The sequence below is a fragment of the Halobacterium sp. NMX12-1 genome, from assembly GCF_040435975.1.
GTDB lineage: Archaea > Halobacteriota > Halobacteria > Halobacteriales > Halobacteriaceae > Halobacterium > Halobacterium hubeiense.
The window spans coordinates 1,397,863-1,418,213 of the sequence record NZ_CP159204.1 but is presented as its reverse complement, the minus strand read 5'-3'; the positions used below and the strand labels follow the sequence as shown (position 1 = coordinate 1,418,213).

19 protein-coding genes and 1 pseudogene are annotated in these 20,351 nt (G+C 67.8%); 13 read left to right on the top strand and 7 right to left on the bottom strand.

Going from position 1 to position 20,351, the window contains the following annotated elements; genetic code table 11:
- Positions 1-19 precede the first annotated feature (19 nt).
- Positions 20-1,087, top strand: coding sequence for a hemolysin family protein (locus ABSL23_RS09005; protein ID WP_353633474.1), 1,068 nt, complete (start codon positions 20-22; stop codon positions 1,085-1,087).
- On the opposite strand, the gene ABSL23_RS09000 is transcribed toward ABSL23_RS09005, so the two are convergent.
- Together ABSL23_RS09000 and ABSL23_RS08995 are read right to left on the bottom strand one after the other, a co-directional pair.
- Positions 1,084-1,395: a hypothetical protein gene (locus ABSL23_RS09000; RefSeq protein WP_353633473.1), complete on the bottom strand. Its 312-nt coding sequence runs from the start codon at positions 1,393-1,395 to the stop codon at positions 1,084-1,086. The two genes, ABSL23_RS09005 and ABSL23_RS09000, sit on opposite strands and share 4 nt — an antisense overlap.
- Before the next feature lie 29 nt (positions 1,396-1,424).
- Positions 1,425-2,270, bottom strand: coding sequence for a polymer-forming cytoskeletal protein (locus ABSL23_RS08995; RefSeq protein ID WP_353633472.1), 846 nt, complete (start codon positions 2,268-2,270; stop codon positions 1,425-1,427).
- Positions 2,271-2,366: 96 nt separating this feature from the next.
- Here ABSL23_RS08995 and ABSL23_RS08990 point away from each other — a divergent pair, with 96 nt between their 5' ends.
- Positions 2,367-2,561, top strand: coding sequence for a DUF5800 family protein (locus ABSL23_RS08990; RefSeq protein ID WP_353633471.1), 195 nt, complete (start codon positions 2,367-2,369; stop codon positions 2,559-2,561).
- Positions 2,562-2,598: 37 nt separating this feature from the next.
- Positions 2,599-2,736, top strand: coding sequence for a hypothetical protein (locus tag ABSL23_RS08985; protein ID WP_353633470.1), 138 nt, complete (start codon positions 2,599-2,601; stop codon positions 2,734-2,736).
- A 94-nt stretch (positions 2,737-2,830) separates the two neighbouring features.
- Here ABSL23_RS08985 and ABSL23_RS08980 read toward each other — a convergent pair whose 3' ends face one another.
- Positions 2,831-4,045 carry a proteasome-activating nucleotidase gene (locus ABSL23_RS08980; RefSeq protein WP_353633469.1) on the bottom strand — a complete coding sequence of 405 codons (1,215 nt, stop codon included), beginning with the start codon at positions 4,043-4,045 and terminating at the stop codon, positions 2,831-2,833.
- A gap of 130 nt (positions 4,046-4,175) precedes the next feature.
- Here ABSL23_RS08980 and ABSL23_RS08975 point away from each other — a divergent pair, with 130 nt between their 5' ends.
- From ABSL23_RS08975 to ABSL23_RS08955, 5 genes are all read left to right on the top strand, one after another.
- Entirely contained in the window at positions 4,176-6,266 is a 2,091-nt protein-coding gene (locus tag ABSL23_RS08975) for a glycoside hydrolase family 3 C-terminal domain-containing protein (RefSeq protein WP_353633468.1), read from the top strand.
- Positions 6,267-6,335: 69 nt separating this feature from the next.
- Positions 6,336-6,578 carry a helix-turn-helix domain-containing protein gene (locus ABSL23_RS08970; RefSeq protein ID WP_059056281.1) on the top strand — a complete coding sequence of 81 codons (243 nt, stop codon included), beginning with the start codon at positions 6,336-6,338 and terminating at the stop codon, positions 6,576-6,578.
- A gap of 96 nt (positions 6,579-6,674) precedes the next feature.
- On the top strand, positions 6,675-7,841 hold the full coding sequence (mre11, locus tag ABSL23_RS08965) for a DNA double-strand break repair protein Mre11 (RefSeq protein ID WP_353633467.1): 1,167 nt from the start codon (positions 6,675-6,677) through the stop codon (positions 7,839-7,841).
- Positions 7,838-10,501: a DNA double-strand break repair ATPase Rad50 gene (rad50, locus tag ABSL23_RS08960; RefSeq protein WP_353633466.1), complete on the top strand. Its 2,664-nt coding sequence runs from the start codon at positions 7,838-7,840 to the stop codon at positions 10,499-10,501. The genes mre11 and rad50 overlap by 4 nt, the downstream gene beginning before the upstream one ends.
- A gap of 59 nt (positions 10,502-10,560) precedes the next feature.
- Positions 10,561-11,319, top strand: coding sequence for a hypothetical protein (locus tag ABSL23_RS08955; protein ID WP_353633465.1), 759 nt, complete (start codon positions 10,561-10,563; stop codon positions 11,317-11,319).
- A 3-nt stretch (positions 11,320-11,322) separates the two neighbouring features.
- On the opposite strand, the gene ABSL23_RS08950 is transcribed toward ABSL23_RS08955, so the two are convergent.
- Genes ABSL23_RS08950 through ABSL23_RS08940 form a run of 3 tightly spaced genes read right to left on the bottom strand, consistent with a single transcriptional unit; the run spans position 11,323 to position 12,370 of the window.
- Positions 11,323-11,745: a hypothetical protein gene (locus ABSL23_RS08950; RefSeq protein ID WP_353633464.1), complete on the bottom strand. Its 423-nt coding sequence runs from the start codon at positions 11,743-11,745 to the stop codon at positions 11,323-11,325.
- Positions 11,746-11,785: 40 nt separating this feature from the next.
- Positions 11,786-12,136, bottom strand: coding sequence for a hypothetical protein (locus tag ABSL23_RS08945; RefSeq protein ID WP_353633463.1), 351 nt, complete (start codon positions 12,134-12,136; stop codon positions 11,786-11,788).
- A 39-nt stretch (positions 12,137-12,175) separates the two neighbouring features.
- Positions 12,176-12,370 (bottom strand): hypothetical protein, encoded by a 195-nt coding sequence (locus tag ABSL23_RS08940; RefSeq protein WP_179204581.1) that lies wholly within the window; start codon positions 12,368-12,370, stop codon positions 12,176-12,178.
- 103 nt (positions 12,371-12,473) lie between these two features.
- Between ABSL23_RS08940 and ABSL23_RS08935 the strand changes: the two genes are divergently transcribed.
- Positions 12,474-15,209 (top strand): DNA-directed DNA polymerase, encoded by a 2,736-nt coding sequence (locus tag ABSL23_RS08935; RefSeq protein ID WP_353633462.1) that lies wholly within the window; start codon positions 12,474-12,476, stop codon positions 15,207-15,209.
- A gap of 16 nt (positions 15,210-15,225) precedes the next feature.
- On the opposite strand, the gene ABSL23_RS08930 is transcribed toward ABSL23_RS08935, so the two are convergent.
- Entirely contained in the window at positions 15,226-15,969 is a 744-nt protein-coding gene (locus ABSL23_RS08930) for an SDR family oxidoreductase (RefSeq protein WP_353633461.1), read from the bottom strand.
- 85 nt (positions 15,970-16,054) lie between these two features.
- Between ABSL23_RS08930 and ABSL23_RS08925 the strand changes: the two are divergent.
- The 4 genes and pseudogenes from ABSL23_RS08925 to sufD all read left to right on the top strand — a co-directional run bounded on the left by ABSL23_RS08925 (position 16,055) and on the right by sufD (position 20,328).
- Positions 16,055-16,605: pseudogene (locus ABSL23_RS08925) on the top strand (DJ-1/PfpI family protein).
- A 143-nt stretch (positions 16,606-16,748) separates the two neighbouring features.
- The gene (locus tag ABSL23_RS08920; RefSeq protein ID WP_353633460.1) at positions 16,749-17,663 is read left to right on the top strand and encodes an ABC transporter ATP-binding protein; all 915 of its coding nucleotides are present in this window, start codon (positions 16,749-16,751) and stop codon (positions 17,661-17,663) included.
- 9 nt (positions 17,664-17,672) lie between these two features.
- Positions 17,673-19,103, top strand: a complete 1,431-nt coding sequence (gene sufB, locus ABSL23_RS08915; protein ID WP_353633459.1) for a Fe-S cluster assembly protein SufB — start codon at positions 17,673-17,675, stop codon at positions 19,101-19,103.
- Position 19,104: 1 nt separating this feature from the next.
- The gene (gene sufD, locus ABSL23_RS08910; RefSeq protein WP_353633458.1) at positions 19,105-20,328 is read left to right on the top strand and encodes a Fe-S cluster assembly protein SufD; all 1,224 of its coding nucleotides are present in this window, start codon (positions 19,105-19,107) and stop codon (positions 20,326-20,328) included.
- The last annotated feature ends 23 nt before the right edge of the window (positions 20,329-20,351 follow it).

Below are 20,351 nucleotides of genomic sequence, written 5' to 3'. Positions count from 1 at the left end.
CGCCGGAACCACTCCGGCGATGAACACGCTGGAGGTCACGCTCCGTCTGGTCGCGGGACTCGGATTGATTCTCGCGAACGGCTTCTTCGTCGCCATCGAGTTCGCGCTCACTCGTGCCCGCCAGTTCACCGAGGAGGAGTTCGTGGACGGCAACCCCGCCCTCGAACGCGCGTGGGAGATGACCAACGACCTCGAACTCTACCTCACCACCTGCCAGGTCGGCATCACCGCGTCCTCGATTGCGGTCGGTATCGTCGCCGAGCCCGCGCTCGCCGCCATCTTCGAGCCGATATTCCACGACACGCTCCTCGCCTCCGTCGGCGGCGGCGCCGTGCTCGCGTTCCTCCTCATCAACCTCGTCCACCTCACGCACGGCGAGCAGACGCCGACGTACCTCGGCGTCGAGCGCTCCCGGTTCGTCTCCAAGTACGGCGCCGCGCCCCTCTACTGGTTCCACTTCGCCATCTCCCCCATCATCAAGCTCGGAGACGGCATCGCGAAGGGGACGCTGAAGCTGTTCGGCGTGGAGATGACCGGCGCGTGGCTGGAGACCGAGGAGGACGTCATCGAGACGCGCGCCGACCTCCGGAACCGCCTCGGGTCCGTGCTCGGCGAGTCCGACCTCACCCGGGAGCGCCGCGAGGAAGTGCTGGGCGCGCTCGACATCGACCAGATGCCCGTCGAGAGCGTGATGGTGGACGCCGACGACGTCGTCGCGCTTTCGGCGAGCGTCAGCCTCGAAGAGAACCTCGAACGGATGAGCGAGACGCCCCACGTCCGGTACCCGCTGGTCGGCGAGACCCTCGACGACTTCCGCGGCATCGTCTACCTGCCGGCGGTGTTCCGCGACCTCGACGACCTCCGGACGGGCGAGGACACCCTCGAAGACGTCGCCCAGCCGCCGATGACGATTCCGGCGTCGCTGTCCGTCAGTGAGGCAATCGACCGCTTCCAGTCGGAGCGCCAGGAGCTGGCGTTCGTCACCGACGAGGACGACCGCGTCGTCGGCCTCGTCACGGTCACGGACGCGCTGGAGGCCATCGCCGGCGAGGTCGAGGACCCGCTCGACGACGAGCACGAGCGTTAATCGGCGCGCAGGCGCGTCACGGCGCTCCCGACTGCGACGAAGACGAGAATCACGCCGGCGAACAGGAATGCAAGGTCGCCGACGAGGTTCACGTCGGTGTACTGGTAGTCGTAGAAGCCGCCGTCGAGGACGAACCAGTAGCCGTGGACGCCGGTGAGCAACGCGAGGAGGCCCAGCGCCGCGACGACTGCCTCGCGCCACAGCGTCACGCCGACGACGAGCGGCGACGGCGACGAGTCCGGTTCGCCGCGCTCGGGAACGTGGGGGTTGCCCGCGTCGGCGTCGTCGCTGGCGGGCGAATCAGACATAGATAGGACTGGTCGGGGAGCCGACTAAACTATTCGGGGTCGCGGTCGGCGCGGCTGCCGAGGTGCATCTCGCCGCGGGCGCGGATGACGCCGTCCACGTCGGCGTCCGGGTGGACGTGGACGTTCTGCCCGGAGACGTCGCCGAGCACGACCGCGCCCGGTTCGACGCGCACGTCGCCGTTGCGCGTGGTGACGTCGCCGTGAATCTTCGTGCCCGAGCCCACGCTCACGTCGTCTTGGGCGCGCAGGCTGCCGAAGATGTTGTTGTCCTCGCCGACGTCGATGCTGGTCGCGCGGATGTTCCCGTGCAGCCGGCAGTCGTCGCCGATGGTGGCGGGCGTGGAGACGCGCCACGCGTCGTCGGAGACGCTCCCGGAACGGGGAATCGTCAGCGGCTGGGCGTCGCCGTCGGCGGCGAACTGCTCGACGAGCTCCTCGGCTTCCTCCTCCTCGCCGATCTGGAGGAGGTGGGTGAGGTAGACGACGAAGAACGTGATGGTGGGCATCGGGTTCCGGATGACAATCCAGCCGGAGGCCTCGAACCCCTCCTCGATGTCGACGTCGTCGCCGATGTCGAGGTCGCCGCCGACCACGAGGCGGCCGGTGATGTGGACGCGCTCGCCGAGGTACGCGTCCTCGCTGGCGAGGACGTTGCCGTCCACGTCGCACCACATGTCCAGCCGGCAGTCGCCGTCGGCCTCGATGTCGCCGGCGACGGAGACGCGTTCGCCCGCGATGACGCTGTGGCCGCGAACCCCGAGTTCGACCGTGGACTGGCCGCCCACCAGCACGTCGCCGTCCACCACCACGTCGTGTTCCTGCACGGTGGTGCCGTCGGGCACGACGAGTTCGTCTATCGGGTTCGGGCCGAGCACACCCGTCCAATCACCCCGCACGCCAATAAACCCCGCGAGAACGCACGCCAACCGTCGGACGGCGGGCTTTTGTCCGCCCGCCGCCTACGCCGCGGTATGACTACGCTCTCGTTCGAGGACGACGGCGTCGACGTCGTCTACGAAGGCACCGAGTTCCGCATGGAGCGCGAGCTCATCGAGAACGCCACCGACAAGGACTACCACGAGATCACCGACCACGAGGTGCTCAAGCTCGTCGAGCGCGACCCCTCGCTGTCCGGGGAGCCCCGCCGCATCGGCGACATCGTCTAACGCGAACTTTTACGGGCGAGCGCGGCAACCGACGCGTATGACCGCGACGCTCTCGGACTTCGAGCACCCCTCGTGGGTGACCGCGCTCGCCACGTTCGCGAGCTACGGACTTGTCCTGCTCGCGACGACAGTTCTTCTGTTCGGCGTCCCGTACGCAGTCTTCACGGCGCTGTGAGGTAGCGGCGCTCTCCCCGTCGTCCGCGAAACAGGACAGCGTCGCGGCTGCGCACCGGGAAGCGGAGAGGAGAGAACGAGAGTGGGGGCGCCGGCTACGCGAAGGTGCGCGTGGGCTCGGCGCTGGCGTCGGTGTCCTGTTCGAGCTTCTCCAGCGCGTTCTGGAAGTCCTGCATCGTGATCTCCTCGCGGTCGTCGCGGATGGCGAACATCCCCGCCTCCGTGCAGATGGCGGCGACGTCCGCGCCGGACTTGTCGTCGGTCTCGGCGGCGAGGCGCGCGAAGTCGACGTCCTCCGAGAGGTTCATGCTCCGCGTGTGGATGCGGAAGATCTTCTCGCGGCCGGTCTCGTCGGGGTTCGGCACCTCGATGAGGCGGTCGAAGCGGCCGGGGCGGAGGATGGCGCGGTCGAGCATGTCGAAGCGGTTGGTCGCGGCGATGATGCGGATGTCGCCGCGCTCGTCGAAGCCGTCCATCTCGCTCAGGAGCTGCATCATCGTCCGCTGGACCTCCGCGTCGCCGGACGTCTTCGAGTCCGTGCGCTTGGAGGCGATGGCGTCGATCTCGTCGATGAAGACGACGGCGGGCTCGTGGTCGCGGGCGACCTGGAAGAGGTCGCGGACGAGCTTCGCGCCCTCCCCGATGAACTTGTGGACGAGCTCGCTGCCGGCCATCTTGATGAACGTCGCGTCCGTCTGGGCGGCGACGGCTTTCGCCATCAGCGTCTTCCCGGTGCCCGGCGGCCCGTGGAGGAGCACGCCGCTCGGCGGGTCAATGCCGACCGTGTCGAACATCCCGGGCTCTTTCATCGGGAGTTCGACGGTCTCGCGGACCTCGCGGAGCTGGTCGTCGAGGCCGCCGATGTCCTCGTAGCCGACGTCGGGGGACTCGTCGACCTCCATCACGCGAGCGCGGACGTCGGCCTCGTCGTCGAGGCGTTCGACGATAGAGAGGGAGTTGTTGACCGCGACGCGGGCGCCGGGTTCGAGGTCCTCGCGGAGGTCCTCGGTGACCTCGGTGAGCGCCTCCTGGTTGTTGCCGTGTTGCTTGATGATGGCGCCCTCGTCGTTGAGCTCCTGGACGGTGGCGACGAACAGCGGCGACTGCTTGAGCTTCTTGTTCTCGTGGGAGAGCCGCTCGAGCTTCTGCTGGTACTTGTTGTTCTCTGCGTTGGCGTCGAGCAGACGGTCCCGCATCTCCTCGTTCTCGTCCTCGAGGGCCGACAGCTGCTCCTCTAGGGCCTCGATCTTCTCCTGGAGCGAGGCGCCCTCGTCGTAGGGCAGCTCGGCGTCCTCTGCGGTCTCGGTCATCACCACTGGGTAGGGTGTTAGTTCATAAGAGGCTTCGGGTGACCTAACCCCTCGCCACGTCGGCGCAGCGTCCACCAGCGCGGCGTCCGAAAACACGAAGCCTATGTGTCGGAGGAATGGAACGTCCGGCATGGAGTCAACAGACGACGAGGTGGCCGCCCTCCTCGATGAACTCGACCGCGCGGAGTTAGTCCGACTCGTCCACGGCGCCCTCGACCCCGAGGGAACCGCGACCGGCTACCTCCCGGGCGTCGACCGGCTGGACGTCCCGCCGCTCCGGTTCGTCGACGGCCCGCTCGGCGTCCGGATTCCGGACCGGCGAGCGACCGCGTTCCCAGCGCCGCTGGCACTGGCCGCGACGTTCGACCCGTCGCTGGCGCGCTCGCAGGGCGCCGCGATGGGGCGCGAAGCGGCGGCCCACGGGCAGGACGTGTTGCTCGGCCCGGGGACGAACCTGATTCGAGTCCCCCACGGCGGTCGGAACTTCGAGTACTTCTCCGAGGACCCGGTGCATTCGGCGGCGTTCGCGGCCGCGGTCGTCGAGGGCGTCCAGGCCGAGGACGTGCTCGCGTGCGTGAAACACTACGTCGCGAACAACCAGGAGACCGACCGGGCGACCGTGGACGTGCGCGTCGACGAGCAGCCGCTGCGGGAGCTCTACCTGCCGGCGTTCCGGGCAGCCGTGGACGCCGGCGCGGGCGCGGTGATGTCCGGCTACAACAGCGTCAACGGGACGCCGATGAGCGAACACGGCCGCCTGCTCGGCGACGTGCTCAAAGACGAGTGGGGCTTCGAGGGGTTCGTCGTCTCGGACTGGTTCGGGACCACGGACTCCGTTCGGTCGGCGAACGGCGGCCTCGACGTGGAGATGCCCGGGGTCACCGGCGAGGAGCTCGCGTCGCTGATGGGGATGGACGAGGGCGGGCCGGACGTGGACTTCGACGAACTCGGCGGCGGGATGCCGGACATGCGGACGGCCGCGCGCTTCGAGACGGAGCTCGCGGCCGACGTCGAAGCCGGCGACGTGTCCGCGGACCGGCTCGCGGACATGGCGGGCCGCGTCCTCTCCCAGATGGCGTCTGTGGGTCGGCTCGGCGGCGAGCGACCCGACGGCGCACTGGACACCCCGGAGCACCGGGCGCTCGCGGAGCGCGTGGCGGTCCGCGGCACGGTGTTGTTGGCCAACGACGGCGTCCTCCCGCTGGACGACGAAGCGGACGTCGCGGTGGTCGGCCCGAACGTCGACGAGGCGCTGCTGGGCGGCGGCGGGTCCTCGGAGGTCACGCCGTTCGTCTCGTCGACGCCCGCCGAGGGCGTGACCGAGCGCGCGGGCGGCGAGGTGACCGTCGCGCACGGCGTCGAGCCCGTGTCGGACCTGTCGTTCTTCGGGGAGACGGAACCGCCCGCGGACGGCGACCGCTCGGTCGAGGACGCCGCCGCGGCGGCCGCGGACGCGGACGTCGCGGTCGTCTTCGTCCGGGACCAAGCGACCGAGGCGATGGACCGGCCGGACCTGCGGCTGCCCGGCCGGCAGGACGAACTGGTGTCGGCGGTGGCGGACGCGAACGACCGCACCGTGGTCGTCGTCAACTCCAGCGGACCCGTGGAGCTGCCGTGGCGGGAAAACGTGGCGGCGGTCGTGGAGAACTGGTATCCGGGGCAGGCTCACGGGGACGCGGCGGCGGCGGTGCTGTACGGGGACAGCGACCCCGGCGGCCGGCTGCCGGTGTCGTTCGCCGCGGAGTCGGCGTATCCGACTGCGGCATCCGAGCAGTTCCCGGGCGAGGACCGGGTCGTCGAGTACAGCGAGGGGCGCCGCGTGGGGTACCGCCACTTCGAGGCGAGCGACGACGAAGCGGTCTACCCGTTCGGGCACGGCGAGTCGTACGCGTCGTTCGCGTACCGCGGCGCCGAGCAGGTGGACGCATCGACGGTACGGGTGACGGTGGCGAACACGGCCGAGCGTCCGGGCCGCGAGGTCGTACAGGCGTACGTGCGGCCGGCCGACGACGCCAGCGGGGACGGGCCCGAGCGCGACTTGGGGGGGTTCGAGTCCGTCCACGTCGACGCCGGGGAAACGGTGACTGTCGAGGTGACGCTGGCCGACGACGCGTTCCGCCAGTACGAAGACGAGTGGCGGGAGCGCGAGGGGCCGTTCGTCGTGGAACTGGCGCGGTCCGCCACCGACGTCCGGGCGCCGGTGCCGTTCGAGCGTCCGTGAGCCTATAGATTACTATTGTGCATTTTAGATAGCGAAACCATTATCTAAGTGCATTCAGTATCGGTGGGTATGAGCGCCACCGCAATCGACGGCGACACGGTCGAAGCACTCGAAGACCTCCCGCCGAGCGCGAAGCTCGTCGCGAAAGTCCTCGAATACAACGACACCCTCACGCAGAGCGAGCTCGCGGAGGAGACGCTGCTGCCCGCCCGCACCGTGCGGTACGCACTCACCCGCCTCGAAGAGCAGGACGTCGTCGAGTCCCGGTTCTCGTTCTCGGACGCCCGCAAGCGCATCTACACGCTCGCGTAATCGCCGTCTCGCTGGCTGTCGCGCCGCCCGGTGGTCACCGCGTCGTCCGCTGAAGCGCCGAACCTTTATCCGGCGTAGCGCTACATCCCCACAGTAATGGCTCGCGTCATCCACACGGGGGACACCCACCTCGGCTACCGCCAGTACCACTCCCCCGAGCGCCGGCAGGACTTCCTCGACGCCTTCGAGTCCGTCGTTGAGGACGCCGTCGCGGCGGACGTGGACGCCGTCGTCCACGCCGGCGACCTCTACCACGACCGCCGCCCCGGCCTCCGCGACATCCTCGGCACCATCGACGCGCTGCGGCCGCTCCGTGACGCCGACATTCCGTTCCTCGCCATCGTCGGCAACCACGAGGGCACGCGGGACGCCCAGTGGCTGGACCTCTTCGAGACGCTGGGGCTCGCCGAGCGCCTCGACGAGACCGGCCGCCGCGTCGGCGACACCGCGTTCTACGGCCTCGACTACGTCCCCGAGTCCAAGCGCGACGCTCTCGACTACGAGTTCGCGGAGCCGGACGCCGAGCACACCGCGCTCGTCTCCCACGGCCTGTTCACGCCGTTCGCGCACGCCAACTGGGACCTCGACGCGGTGCTCGGCGAGTCGAACGTCGACTTCGACGCCGTCCTCCTCGGCGACAACCACGCCGCGGACACCGCGCAGGTCGGCGACACGTGGGTCACGTACTGCGGGTCGACGGAGCGCGCGAGCGCCAGCGAGCGCGACCCCCGCGGCTACAACCTCGTAGAGTTCGACGACGGCGACGTCGCCATCTCCCGGAAGGGCATCGAGACCCGCGAGTTCGTGTTCGTGGACGTCGACCTCGGGCCGGAGGACGGCACCGAGTACGTCCGCGAGCGACTCCGCGAGCGCGACGTGGAGGACGCGGTGGTCGTCGTCACCGTGGAGGGTGACGGCGACACCGTGACGCCCGCCGACGTCGAGCGCTTCGGCGACGAGCGCGGCGCGCTGCTCACGCGCGTCAACGACCGCCGCGAGGTCGAAGCCGAGGAAGACGTCGAGGTGTCGTTCGCGGACCCCGACGAGGCCGTCCGCGAGCGCGTCCGCGAGATGGGGCTGAGCGAAGCGGGCCTCGACGTCGACGACACGGTCCGGGACCTCGACGTCGCGGACTCGAACGTCCGCGAGCGCGTGAAACAGCGCGTCGAGGACGTGCTCGACGACGAGCCGAGCGCCGACGCCGACACAGACGACGAATCGGCCGAGCAAGCGCAGGCGACGACCATGGAGGACTTCTCGTGAGATTCACGCGCGTCTCCCTGCGGAACTTCAAGTGCTACGAGGACGCGGACGTGCGCCTCGACTCCGGAGTGACGGTCATCCACGGGCTGAACGGCAGCGGGAAGTCCAGCCTGCTGGAGGCCTGTTTCTTCGCGCTGTACGGCGCGAGCGCCCTCGACAAGACGCTGGACGAAATCGTCACCATCGGCGCGGAGGAGGCCGAAATCGACCTCTGGTTCACGCACGCGGGCAACGACTACCACGTCCACCGCCGCGTCCGGAACACGGGCGAGCGCGCGTCGACGCCGGACTGCACGCTCGAAACGCCGTCGGGGAGCATCGACGGCGTCACCGACGTCGAGGAGTTCGTCGGCGACCTGCTGCGGATGGACGCGGAGGCGTTCGTGAACTGCGCGTACGTCCGGCAGGGCGAGGTGAACAAGCTCATCAACGCCTCCCCGAGCACCCGGCAGGACATGCTCGACGACCTGCTCCAACTCGGCAAACTGGAGGAGTACCGCCAGCGCGCCGGGGACGCGCGGCTCGGCGTGGAGGACGTCAAGAGCAACGTCGCGGGGAAGCTCGACCAACTGGACGAGCAAATCGAGGCCAAGGAGGCCGACGACCCACACGACGAGCTGGCGAGCCTGAAATCCGAGCTCGCGGACGTCACCGAGGAAATCGAGAACTTCGAGGAGCAGCGCGAGACCGCCCGCGAGACGCTCGAAGACGCCGAAAGCGTCTTAGAGGCCTACGAGGAGAAGCGCGCGGAACTCGAAGACGTCGAGGAGACGATTACCGAGGTCCGGGAGGCCATCGCGGAGACCGAAAGCGAGCGCGAGGAACTCGGGGAGGAAGTCAGCGAGCACCGCGAGCGCGCCGACGACCTCGAAGCCGAGGCCGAGGAGCTGGTCGCGGAGACCGAACTGGACGAGGCCGACGCCGAAGCCGCCGAGAGCAAGCGCGAGGAACTCGCCGAAGAACGCGAGAACGTCACCGAGCGCGTCTCCGAGGTCGCGCCCGAGGTGTCGAAGCTCTCGACGGAGGCCGACAACGCCGCCGAGCGCGCCGACGACCTCGAAGAACGCGCTGCCGACCTCCGCTCGACGGCCGACGAACTCGAAAGAGAAGCGGACGAACTCGACGCGGAACGCGAGGAGGCCGTCGAGCGCATCGCGGAGTTGGACGACGAAATCGCCGAGGCGAAGGCGGCCTTCGAGGGCGCGCCCGTGGAGTTCGGGAACGCCGAGGCGCACCTCGACTCGCTGAACGCGGACCTCGACGACCTTCGCGAGCGCCGCGAAGGCGTGCGCGCGGACCTCCAGTCCGCGGAAGACCGCGTCGAAGAAGCCGAACAGCTACTGGACGCCGGGAAGTGCCCGGAGTGCGGCCAACCGATCGAGGGGTCGCCGCACGTCGAGAGCGTCGACGAGTACCGCGAGCGCGTCGCGGACCTCGAAGCCGAACTGGAGACAATCGAGGAAGACGTCGAGGACGTCACCGAGCACATCGACCGCGCCGAGAGCCTCGTGGAGCGCGAGCGCGAGGTCGCGGACCTCGAACGCAACCGCGAGTTGGCGGTCGAACGCCGCGACGACCGCGCGGAGGCCGTCGGCGAAGCGCGCGAGGAAGCCGAAGCCAAGCGCGAGGAAGCCGACGAACTCGAAGCCGAAGCCGGGAACGCCCGCGAGGAAGCCGAAGCCAAGCGCGAGCAGGCCGAGTCCAAGCGCGAGGAGCTCGCGGAGTTGAACGCCGAACAGTCCGCGCTCAAGGAGCGCGTCGAGCGGCTGGCTGACCTCGTGGACGTGCTCGAAGAAGCGGCCGACCACCGCGAGGCCGCCGACCAGCTCGCGGAGCAGCGCGCGAGCCTCGACGACCGCAACGACGAGCGCCGCGACCGCTTGAGCGACCTCCGCGAGCGCAAGCAGTCGCTGGAAGCCGACTTCGACGAGGACCGAATCGAGGCGGCGAAGGCGGACAAGGAGCGCGCCGAGGACTACCTCGAACAGGTCGAACCCAAGCTCGACAACCTCCGGGAGCGCCGCGACGAGCTACAGGGCCAGATTGGCGCGGCCGAGAACGCCATCGAGGAGCTGGAAGCGCTGCGCGACCAGCGCGAGACGGTCGCCGCGCGCCTCGACGAGCTACAGGAGATTCACGACGAGGTCGCCGAGCTGGAGGCGACGTACGGCGACCTGCGCGCGGAGCTGCGCCAGCAGAACGTCGCGAAGCTCGAACGCCTGCTGAACGAGACATTCGAGCTGGTCTACCAGAACGACTCGTACGCCCGCATCGAACTCTCCGGGGACTACGAGCTCACCGTCTATCAGAAGGACGGCGAGCCGCTGGAACCCGAGCAGCTCTCGGGTGGGGAGCGCGCGCTGTTCAACCTCAGCCTGCGCTGCGCCATCTACCGGCTGCTCGCGGAGGGCATCGACGGTGAGGCGCCGCTCCCGCCGCTCATCCTCGACGAACCCACCGTCTTCCTCGACTCGGGGCACGTCTCCCAGTTGGTTGAACTGGTCGAGCAGATGCGCCGCATGGGCGTCGAGCAGATTGTCGTAGTGAGCCACGACGACGAACTCGTGGACGCCGCCGACGACGTGGTGCGCGTGGAGAAAGACGCCACGTCGAACCGCTCGCGCGTGGTGCGGGACGCCGAGGACGTGCTCGCGGACTGACAGTAGTGATGCCAACATTCAAAAGAGATTTTAGTATTCGTATGACATAATCGTGGTAGATGGGGGCCGGCAACACTGAGCCAGCGTCGCTGACAGGGGGGAACGGGAACTACGAGGACGCCATCGCGGACCGAGCGGAGACGGTCCGCGAAGTTTCGGGGCCGCTGTACGACGCGCACCGAGACCACGTACGAGCGCTCACTGAGCAGTTCCACGGCCCCGAAGCAGTCGCGGGCGAGGAACTCCGAGACGGCGAGGACGCTGCCGCGCTTCGGGAGTACGTGCGCGACTACTGTGCGGACGACGTGTTCCCTGTGTTGAACGACGTCGGCGGGGGCGAGGACCTGTCGTGGAACCGGTTCCAGCGCGCGCTGCGGGCGCTCGTCGAGGCGCTGTACCTACGGGCGTTCCAGCGGTACAGCGCAGCGAGGGACCACTTCACGCGAGTGAACCGCCAGCGCCGTGAGGGCAAGGAAGCACTGAGCGACGCCGAAGCAGCCATCGACTTCGACGGGGACGGCGGGCTAGCCGGCGAGGAGTCGCCCGGGGAGGCCGTCGCGAACGCGGCGTCGATCGTCGAGGACGCCGAATCCGAGGTAGCGGCGGCCGAGGAGGCAGTCGCGGACGCGCACTTCTACTACGCGTTGGCGGCGGCGTACCAGACCGAACAGGGCATCGAGGACGCGGAACTGGAGGGGGTGTCGCTGGGCGACGACCCCGACTGGTACCTGCAGGACTTGCGCCACGAGCGAGACCGCCTCGCGACGCGCGTCGAGTGGCTGCGCACCGACTTCGAGCGGCTGGCTGACCGCCGGTAGGCGTCAGTCCCGGAGCGCGGCGATTCCTTCTCGTCCGGGCTCGGTGAGCCGGTAGCCGCGCTCGCCGTTGACGGTGGCTTCCTCGACGAGGCCGGCGGCGCGGAGTTCGGTGACGGCGCCGAGCAGGTCGCTCTCGCAGGTGTCGTACGCGCCGAGCATCTCGCGGGCCGCCAGCGGGCCGCGGTCCGCAAGGTCGACGAGCAGGCCGAGGTGCCAGTCGTCGTGGCAGGCGGTGGTGACGCGGCGCGCGGGCTCGGGGACGGCGGACGCGAGCGCGTCCAGCGGCGCCTCGCCGTCCGCGGGTTCGAGGTCGTCGTTGGGAACGTGGCGCTCGTCGCCGGTCTCGGGGTCGCGGACGAGGCTGCTGTCGCTGCTCTGCTTGAGGAGGAGGTAGCGGTGGCCGTCGTCGTCGCGGACCGTTCGCATGGCCGGAAGAAAGACGCGTGTGGCGTTAGGCCTTCCGGGCTCAGTCGTCGTCGGCGTCGCCGGCCACGCCTTCGTTCGTGTAGCGGCGGTAGCGGCGGTAGCCGGCGGCAAACAGCGCGAGCCCGAGGACGACTGCGAGGCCGCCGTCGCGCACGCGACCACGGAACACCACGAACAGGAGGCCGATGCTGACCGCGAACAGCGCGATGTTGAACGTGGCGACGAGCGTCCAGAACTTCCGGCGGAGCCCGGCGGGCGCGTCGGAGGCGTCCGGAACCTCGGGCGCGTCAACGGACGGGACATCGACCTCGGGGGCGAGGTCCTGCTCGGCGTCAGTGGGTTCCTCGTCGAGGAAGTCGTGGTCGCCGTCCGCCTCGTCTTCGTCGAACACGCTCACAGAAGGGCGGCGTCGGTGGAAAAGCGTTGCCTATCAGAGCACGTCGCCCAGCGACACGGCGTTCGTCGCCTTGAGCCACGCGAGCGGATTGTCGGCGTCGTAGAACACGACGCCATCCTCTGTGTCGTAGGACTCGACTGTGTCTCGGGCGTCGTCGCCCTCGGGCAGCTGTGGGACGTCGTTGTAGCGGTGCGTGTCGCCCGCTGCGTGGTCAGTCACGTCTGTCACCTCGGCCTGTGGTAAGAAGTAGCATACCATAAGCCTTCTCCCGGCGACCGATTTCGCCGGTCCGAAGGGCGAGTTTTTAGGCGACAGGACCGAACGATGAGGTATGGAAGACACGGACCTCTCCGAGTTCATGCACGAGGGGGGCGACGCCGGCGAGGACGCCCCGGAGGGCGTCCCCGACGACACGGTCCGCGCGGAAGCGGAAGTCGTCGCGGGGGACGGCGACCCCGTCGTGGACGAAATCGTCTCCGCGGAGGCCGAGGCACTCCCGGACGCCGACGGCGACGTCGAACTGATGGTCACGCAAGTCGATTACACCGTCGAGGGCGAGGGCGACCGGGAGCGCCCCGTCGTCCACGTGTTCGGCCGCACCGCCGACAACACCGCCGAGCACGTCCGCGTCCACGGGTTCCGGCCGTACTTCTACGCGCCCACGGACAGCATCGACGAGGACGACCTCGCGCAGGACGTCATCACGGGCTCCGAGGAGACCGACGAGAACGGCGACCCCTACGAGTCCATCCGCGGCGAGAAGCTCACGAAGATTTTCGGCCGGACCCCCCGGGACGTCGGGAACGTCCGGGACCGCTTCGACCACTACGAGGCGGACATCCTCTTCCCGAACCGCCTGCTCATCGACAAGGACATCACCAGCGGGCTGCGCGTGCCCGAGCGGCGCGCCGACGACGGCGCCGTCTACGTCCACCACGACGAAATCGAGACCTGCGACGTGGACGCCGACGTGCGCGTCAACACCTTCGACATCGAGGTCGACGACCGCTCGGGCTTCCCCGAGGACGGCGAGGAGCCCATCGTCTGCCTGACGAGCCACGACTCCTACCGGGACGAGTACGTCGCGTGGCTCTACGAGGCGCCCGAGGCGACCGCGCCCTCCCCGGAGGCGCTCGCCGACCACGACCTGATGGACGACGGCGCGGACCTCGAAGTCCGAGCGTTCGACAGCGAGGAGGCGATGCACGAGGCGTTCCTCGACTACATCGAGAAGACGGACCCGGACGTGCTCACGGGCTGGAACTTCGACGACTTCGACGCCCCCTACTACGTCGACCGGCTGGACGAACTCGGCTCGTACGGCGAGCACGACATCGACTCGGACAGGCTCTCGCGGGTCGGCGAAGTGTGGACGTCGGGCTGGGGTGGCCCGAACATCAAGGGCCGCGTGGTGTTCGACCTGCTGTACGGCTACCAGCGGATGCAGCGCTCGGAGCTGGACTCCTACCGACTGGACGCGGTCGGCGAGAAGGAGTTGGACGCCGGGAAGGAACGCTACACCGGCGACATCGGCGACCTCTGGGAGGACGACCCCGAGCGGCTGCTGGAGTACAACGTCAGGGACGTGGAGCTCTGCGTGGAAATCGACCGCAAGCAGAACATCGTCCCGTTCTGGAAGGAGGTCGCGGAGTTCGTCGGCTGCAAACTGGAGGACGCCACGACGCCCGGGGACGCGGTGGACTTGTACATCCTGCACAAGGCGTACGGCCGGTTCGTGCTTCCGTCGAAGGGCCAACAGGAGTCCGAGGACTACGAGGGCGGCGCCGTCTTCGACCCGATTACGGGCGTCCGCGAGAACGTCACCGTGCTCGACCTGAAGAGCCTCTACCCGATGTGCATGGTGACGACGAACGCGTCACCCGAGACGAAGGTCGACCCCGAGAGCTACGACGGGGAGACGTACCGTGCGCCCAACGGCACGCACTTTCGGAAGGAGCCGGACGGCATCATCCGCGAAATCATCGACGAGACGCTCGCGGAGCGCGAGCAGAAGAAGGCCGCGCGCAACGAACACGACCCCGACTCGGAGGCCTACGACCGCTACGACCGCCAGCAGGCCGCCGTGAAGGTCATCATGAACAGCCTCTACGGCGTGCTGGGCTGGGAGCGGTTCCGCCTCTACGACAAGGAGATGGGCGCGGCGGTCACCGCGACTGGCCGCGAGGTCATCTCGTTCACGGAGGAGGGCGCCAACGAGGTCGGCCACGAGGTCGCGTACGGCGACACCGACTCCGTGATGCTGGAACTCGGGCCGGACCTCTCGAAGGAGGAGGCCATCGAGGAGTCCTTCGACATCGAGGACCACATCAACGCGGCCTACGACGAGTTCGCCAGCGAACAGCTCAACGCCGACGAGCACCGCTTCCAGATAGAGTTCGAGAAGCTCTACCGGCGGTTCTTCCAAGCCGGGAAGAAGAAGCGCTACGCCGGCCACATCGTCTGGAAGGAGGGCAAGGACGTCGACGACATCGACATCACGGGCTTCGAGTACCAGCGCTCGGACATCGCTCCCATCACCAAGCGCGTGCAGAAGCGCGTCATCGAACTCATCGTCAAGGAGGGCGACGTCGACGCCGTCGAGGAGTACGTCCACGACGTCATCGAGGAGTACCAGGACGGGGACGTGAACCTCGACGACATCGGCATCCCGGGGGGCATCGGCAAGCGGTTGGACAACTACGACACCGACACCGCGCAGGTCCGGGGCGCGAAGTACGCGAACCTCCTGCTGGGCACGAACTTCCAGCGCGGCTCCAAGCCCAAGCGCGTCTACCTCCGGAAGGTCCACCCGGACTTCTTCCGCGAGCTGGAAGCTGAGAACCCCGACATCCGCGACGACCCCCTCTACGTGGAGTTCAAAACCGACCACGACGTCATCTGCTACGAGTACGCCGACCAGATCCCCGAGTCGTTCGAAATCGACTACGACGTGATGCTGGAGAAGACGCTGAAGGGCCCCATCGAGCGCATCCTCGAAGCGCTGGACGTCTCGTGGGACGAGGTCAAGAGCGGGCAGACCCAGACCGGGCTCGGAAACTTCATGTGAGCGCGGGCGGCCGGCGTCAGAAGTGGCTGAACTTGTCGCGGCGGTAGACGTCGATTTCGCTGGTCGTCGTCGGGGGTTCCTGCCGCGCGGCGAACGCGATGGCTTCCGCGACTTCGGCGGGCTCGGTGACTTCGCTGGGGTCGAACGCTTCCTCGAAGGCTTCGCCGTCCTCGCTGCCGAACTCCGTGCGGACCTCCGTGGGGTTGACGACGGTGACGGCGACGCCGTCGTCGCCGTAGGCGGCTTCGACGCTGTGCGCGAACCCGCGCAGCCACCACTTCGTCGCGGCGTAGACGGGGTTCGACGGCCGGGGGTACTGGCCGGCGAAGCTCCCGACGAAGATTAGGTTGCCGTCGGCCTCGCGGAGGTGCGGGAGCGCGGCGCGCGTCGCGAAGAACGCGCCGTCGCAGTTGACGTTCATCATCTGTCGATACTGGCTGGTGTCGAGGGTCTCGACGTCGCCGCTGCGCCCGAGGCCGGCGTTGTTCACGAGCACGTCGACGCCGCCGTACTCCTCGACGGTGGCGTCGACGAGCGACTCGACTTGGGTTTCGTCGGTGACGTCGGTCGGCACGACGTGAGCGTCGGCGTCGTACTCGGCCGCGAGGTCGTCGGCGATGGTTTCGAGGCGTTCGCGGCGCCGTGCGGCGAGGACGACGGTCGCGCCGTCGCGGGCGAGCACGCGGGCCGTGGCTTCGCCGATGCCGCTGCTGGCACCGGTGACGATGGCGGCGTCCCCGTCGAGTCCTGTCGAGACCATGTACGGCGCGTGTGGCGCGAGCGGCTTGATAGTTCGCCCAGCGAACAGTTATGTTCGGGGAGTACCAACAGAATACCGGGAGACAATGACAGGCAAGAACCTGCTGATGGTGGTTGGCGACTTCGGCGAAGACCTCGAAATCGTGGTCCCGTTCCAGGCGCTGCAGGCGGTCGGCCACGAGGTCGACGCCGTCTGCCCCGAGAAGGAAGCCGGCGAGAAGGTGAAGACCGCGATTCACGACTTCCGCGGCGACCAGACGTACCTCGAGGAGCGCGGGCACGACTTCGAACCCTCGTGGTGCCGGGCGGCCGCGCGCCGGAGTACCTCCGGACGTACGACGAGGTCATCGAGACGGTCCAGCACTTCTTCGAGGCGGACAAGCCCGTCGCGACGCTCTGCCACGGCCCGCAGATTCTCGCGGCGGCGGGCGTGCTGGACGGCTACGAGATGACGTCGTACCCGGCGGTGCGCGCGGAGTGCGAGCGCGCCGGCTGCACGTGGGTCGACGAGGTGACGACGGACGGGAACCTCGTGACCGCGCAGGCGTGGCCGGACCACCCCGAGTGGATTTCCCAGTTCCTCGACCTGCTCGGGACGGAAGTGCAACACGGCGAGGGGGTTCCCGCCGGCGACTGACCGCCAGGGGGCGCCGGCACGTCCGCGGAAACCCGCTTTAGGTTTTCCCAATCGAAAACAGTTTTTTCGCAAACGCGAACCGGAACCCGTGAAATCCGTAACCGTTATGCGTCCCACGCCCGTCCGTACAGACGACTGAGGCAATGGCTACGCTCGAACTCAAAAACGTACACGCGAAAGTCGCAGAAGAAGGCGGAGAGCAGATTCTCGAAGGCGTCGACCTCGAGATTCCCTCGGGCGAGATTCACGCCCTGATGGGCCCGAACGGGTCGGGGAAGTCGACCACTTCGAAGATCATCGCCGGCCACCCGGCCTACGACGTCACCGAGGGTGAAGTCCTCCTCCACCTCGAGGAGGGCGACTTCGACGACGTCGCCGAGCTGCCGGAGGACGCACGGACGTGGGACCTCCTCGAACTGGAGCCGAACGAGCGCGCCGCGCTCGGCATCTACCTCGGCTTCCAGTACCCCGCGGAAATCGAGGGCGTCACGCTCGTGAACTTCCTCCGCACCGCGCTCAACGCGAAGCTCGAAGAGCGCGACGAGCTCCTCTTCGGCGAGGACGAGGAAGCCGAGGAAGACGACGAGGACGCGGGCTACGAGACCTCCCCGATGGAGGGGCCCGCCGACGAGGGCGACGTCGGCGTCGCGGAGTTCCAGGAGATGCTCTCCGAGAAGATGGACCTCCTCGACATGGACGAGTCCTTCGCGAACCGCTACCTCAACGCCGGCTTCTCCGGCGGCGAGAAGAAACAGAACGAGGTCCTCCAGGCCGCCATCCTCGAACCGTCGATCGCCGTGCTCGACGAGATCGACTCCGGCCTCGACATCGACCGACTGCAGGACGTCGCGAAGGGCATCAACGCGCTGCGCGACGAACAGGACACGGGTATCCTCCAGATCACCCACTACCAGCGCATCCTCGACTACGTCGAACCCGACCGCGTCCACATCATGCTCGACGGCGAAGTCGTCATGGAAGGGGACGCCGAGCTCGCCGAGAAGCTCGAAGACAAGGGGTACGACTGGGTGCGCGAGCAGGTCTACGAGACCGCATAACACAACATCATGAGCTCAGACCAAGACCACCTCGAAGAAACCGACACCGAGGCCCGATTCGAATTCAAGAAGGAGGAGAAGTCCGCCTTCAAGTCCGAGAAGGGTCTCACTGAGGAGACCATTCGGCTCATCTCCGAAGACAAAGACGAGCCCGAGTGGATGCTCGACCGGCGCCTGCGCGCCCTCGAGCAGTACAAGAAGATGCCGATGCCGACGGACTGGCCGGGCCAGCCGGACCTCTCCGAGCTCGACGTCGAGGAGATCGTCCCCTACATCCGCCCCGACGTGGACAAGCGCTCGGGCGCGGACGAGTGGGAGGACCTCCCGGACGACATCCAGGACACGTTCGAACAGCTGGGCATCCCCGAGGCCGAGCGCGAGGCTCTCTCCGGCGTCGGCGCCCAGTACGAGTCCGAAGTCGTCTACCAGAACATGCAGGAGCGATGGGAGGAGAAGGGCGTCGTCTTCTGCAACATGGACGAGGCCGTCCAGGAGTACCCCGAACTGGTCAAAGAGCACTTCATGACGAAGTGCGTGCCGCCCAGCGACAACAAGTTCGCGGCGCTCCACGGCGCGGTCTGGTCCGGCGGGAGCTTCGTGCACATCCCCGAGGACGTGACCGTGAACATGCCCGTGCAGGCGTACTTCCGGATGAACTCCGAGGGCATGGGCCAGTTCGAGCACACGCTCATCATCGCCGAGGAAGGCTCCGAGGTCCACTACATCGAGGGTTGTTCGGCGCCGAAGTACGGCAGCCACAACCTCCACTCCGGCGGCGTCGAAGTCTTCGTCAAAGAGGACGCCCACGTGCAGTACTCGACCGTGCAGAACTGGTCGAAGAACACGTTCAACCTCAACACGAAGCGCGCCATCGTCGAGGAGAACGGCACCATGGAGTGGGTCTCCGGTTCCATGGGGTCGAAGGCGACGATGCTGTACCCGTCCTCGATTCTGAAGGGCCGCGGCGCGACCGACAACCACATCACCATCGCGTTCGCGGGCGAGGGCCAGGACATCGACACCGGCGCGAAGGTCTACCACAACGCGCCCGACACGAAGTCCACCATCGAGTCCAAGTCCATCGCGAAAGACGGCGGCCGCACGAACTACCGCGGCCTCGTCCACATCGCCGACGGCGCCGAGAACTCCTCGACGTCCGTCGAGTGCGACGCGCTGATGTTCGACAACGAGTCCACCAGCGACACCATGCCGTACATGGAGATCAACGAGTCGAAGGTGGACGTCGCCCACGAGGCGACCGTCGGCAAGATCGGCGACGAGGACGTCTTCTACCTCCAGTCTCGCGGCCTCGACGACGACGACGCCAAGCAGATGATTGTCGCTGGCTTCATCGAGCCCATCACGGAGGAACTGCCCATCGAGTACGCGGTCGAGCTCAACCGCCTCATCGAACTCGAGATGGAGGGGAGCCTCGGATAACATGAGCGCGCAACTGCACCAGGACATCAGCGAAGAGACCGTACGGCAGCTCGCCGACGAACGCGACGAGCCCGAGTGGCTGCTCCAGACGCGACTGGACGCCCTCGACGCGCTCGACGACCTCGACTACCCGAACGTCATCGAGACGCCGGGCCGCAAGTGGACGAACCTCGAGGACCTCGACTTCGAGGCGCTTGTCGACCCGCTCGGACAGACCGAGCAGAAAGACCAGGTCGGCCCCGAGGACGTCGAAGTCGCGTCGTTCCACGAGGCCCTGCAGGACGACGACCTCGCCGAACTCGTCGAGGAGCACTTCGGCAGCATCGTCGACCCCCAACAGAACCGCCTGACCGCACTCTCGACGGCGCTGTTCACGACCGGCACGGTCGTCTACGTGCCCGCGGGCGTCGACGCCGAGGACGTGACGATTCGGACGTCGATGACCTCCCGGTCGCTGTTCAACTACACGCTCGTCGTCACCGAGGACAACGCCTCCGTGACGATTCTCGAACGGCAGGACACCAGCGACGACGCCGCCGAGGTCGAGGACGGTCGCTACTACTCGGGCGTCGTCGAACTCGACGCGGGCGAGAACTCCTACGTCCAGTACGGGAGCCTGCAGGACTTCGACGAGGACACGTACAACTACACCGTCAAGCGCGCTGACGCGACCACCTACAGCACGGTCGACTGGATCGAGGGCAACCTCGGCAGCCGCCTGACGAAGACCAGCGTCTCCACGGAGCTCAACGGCGACTCCAGCGAGACGAAGATTGTCGGCGCGTTCTTCGGCCACGACGGCCAGCACTTCGACCTCGACTCGAAGGTCTGGCACCGCGCCGAACACACGACCGCCGACCTCGTGACGCGCGGCGTCATCGACGACGACGCGCGCTCGGTGTACGAGGGCGTCCAGGACGTCGGCAGCGACGCCTGGGACACCTCCAGCTACCAGCGCGAGAACACGCTGATGTTGAGCGACGAGAGCGAGGCCGACGCCTCCCCGAAGCTCATCATCAACAACCACGACACCGAGGCCAGCCACTCCGCGACCGTCGGCCAGGTCGACGAGGAGACGCTGTTCTACATGGAGAACCGCGGCGTCCCCGAGCAGCTCGCCACTGACATGCTCGTGGAGGGCTTCTTCGTGCCGGTGCTCGAAGAGGTCGAAGTCGAGGAGCTCCGCGAGGACCTCCAGACGCGCATCCACGAGCGCCTGCAGTAGGCGTTCGCTCTGAGGACGGCACC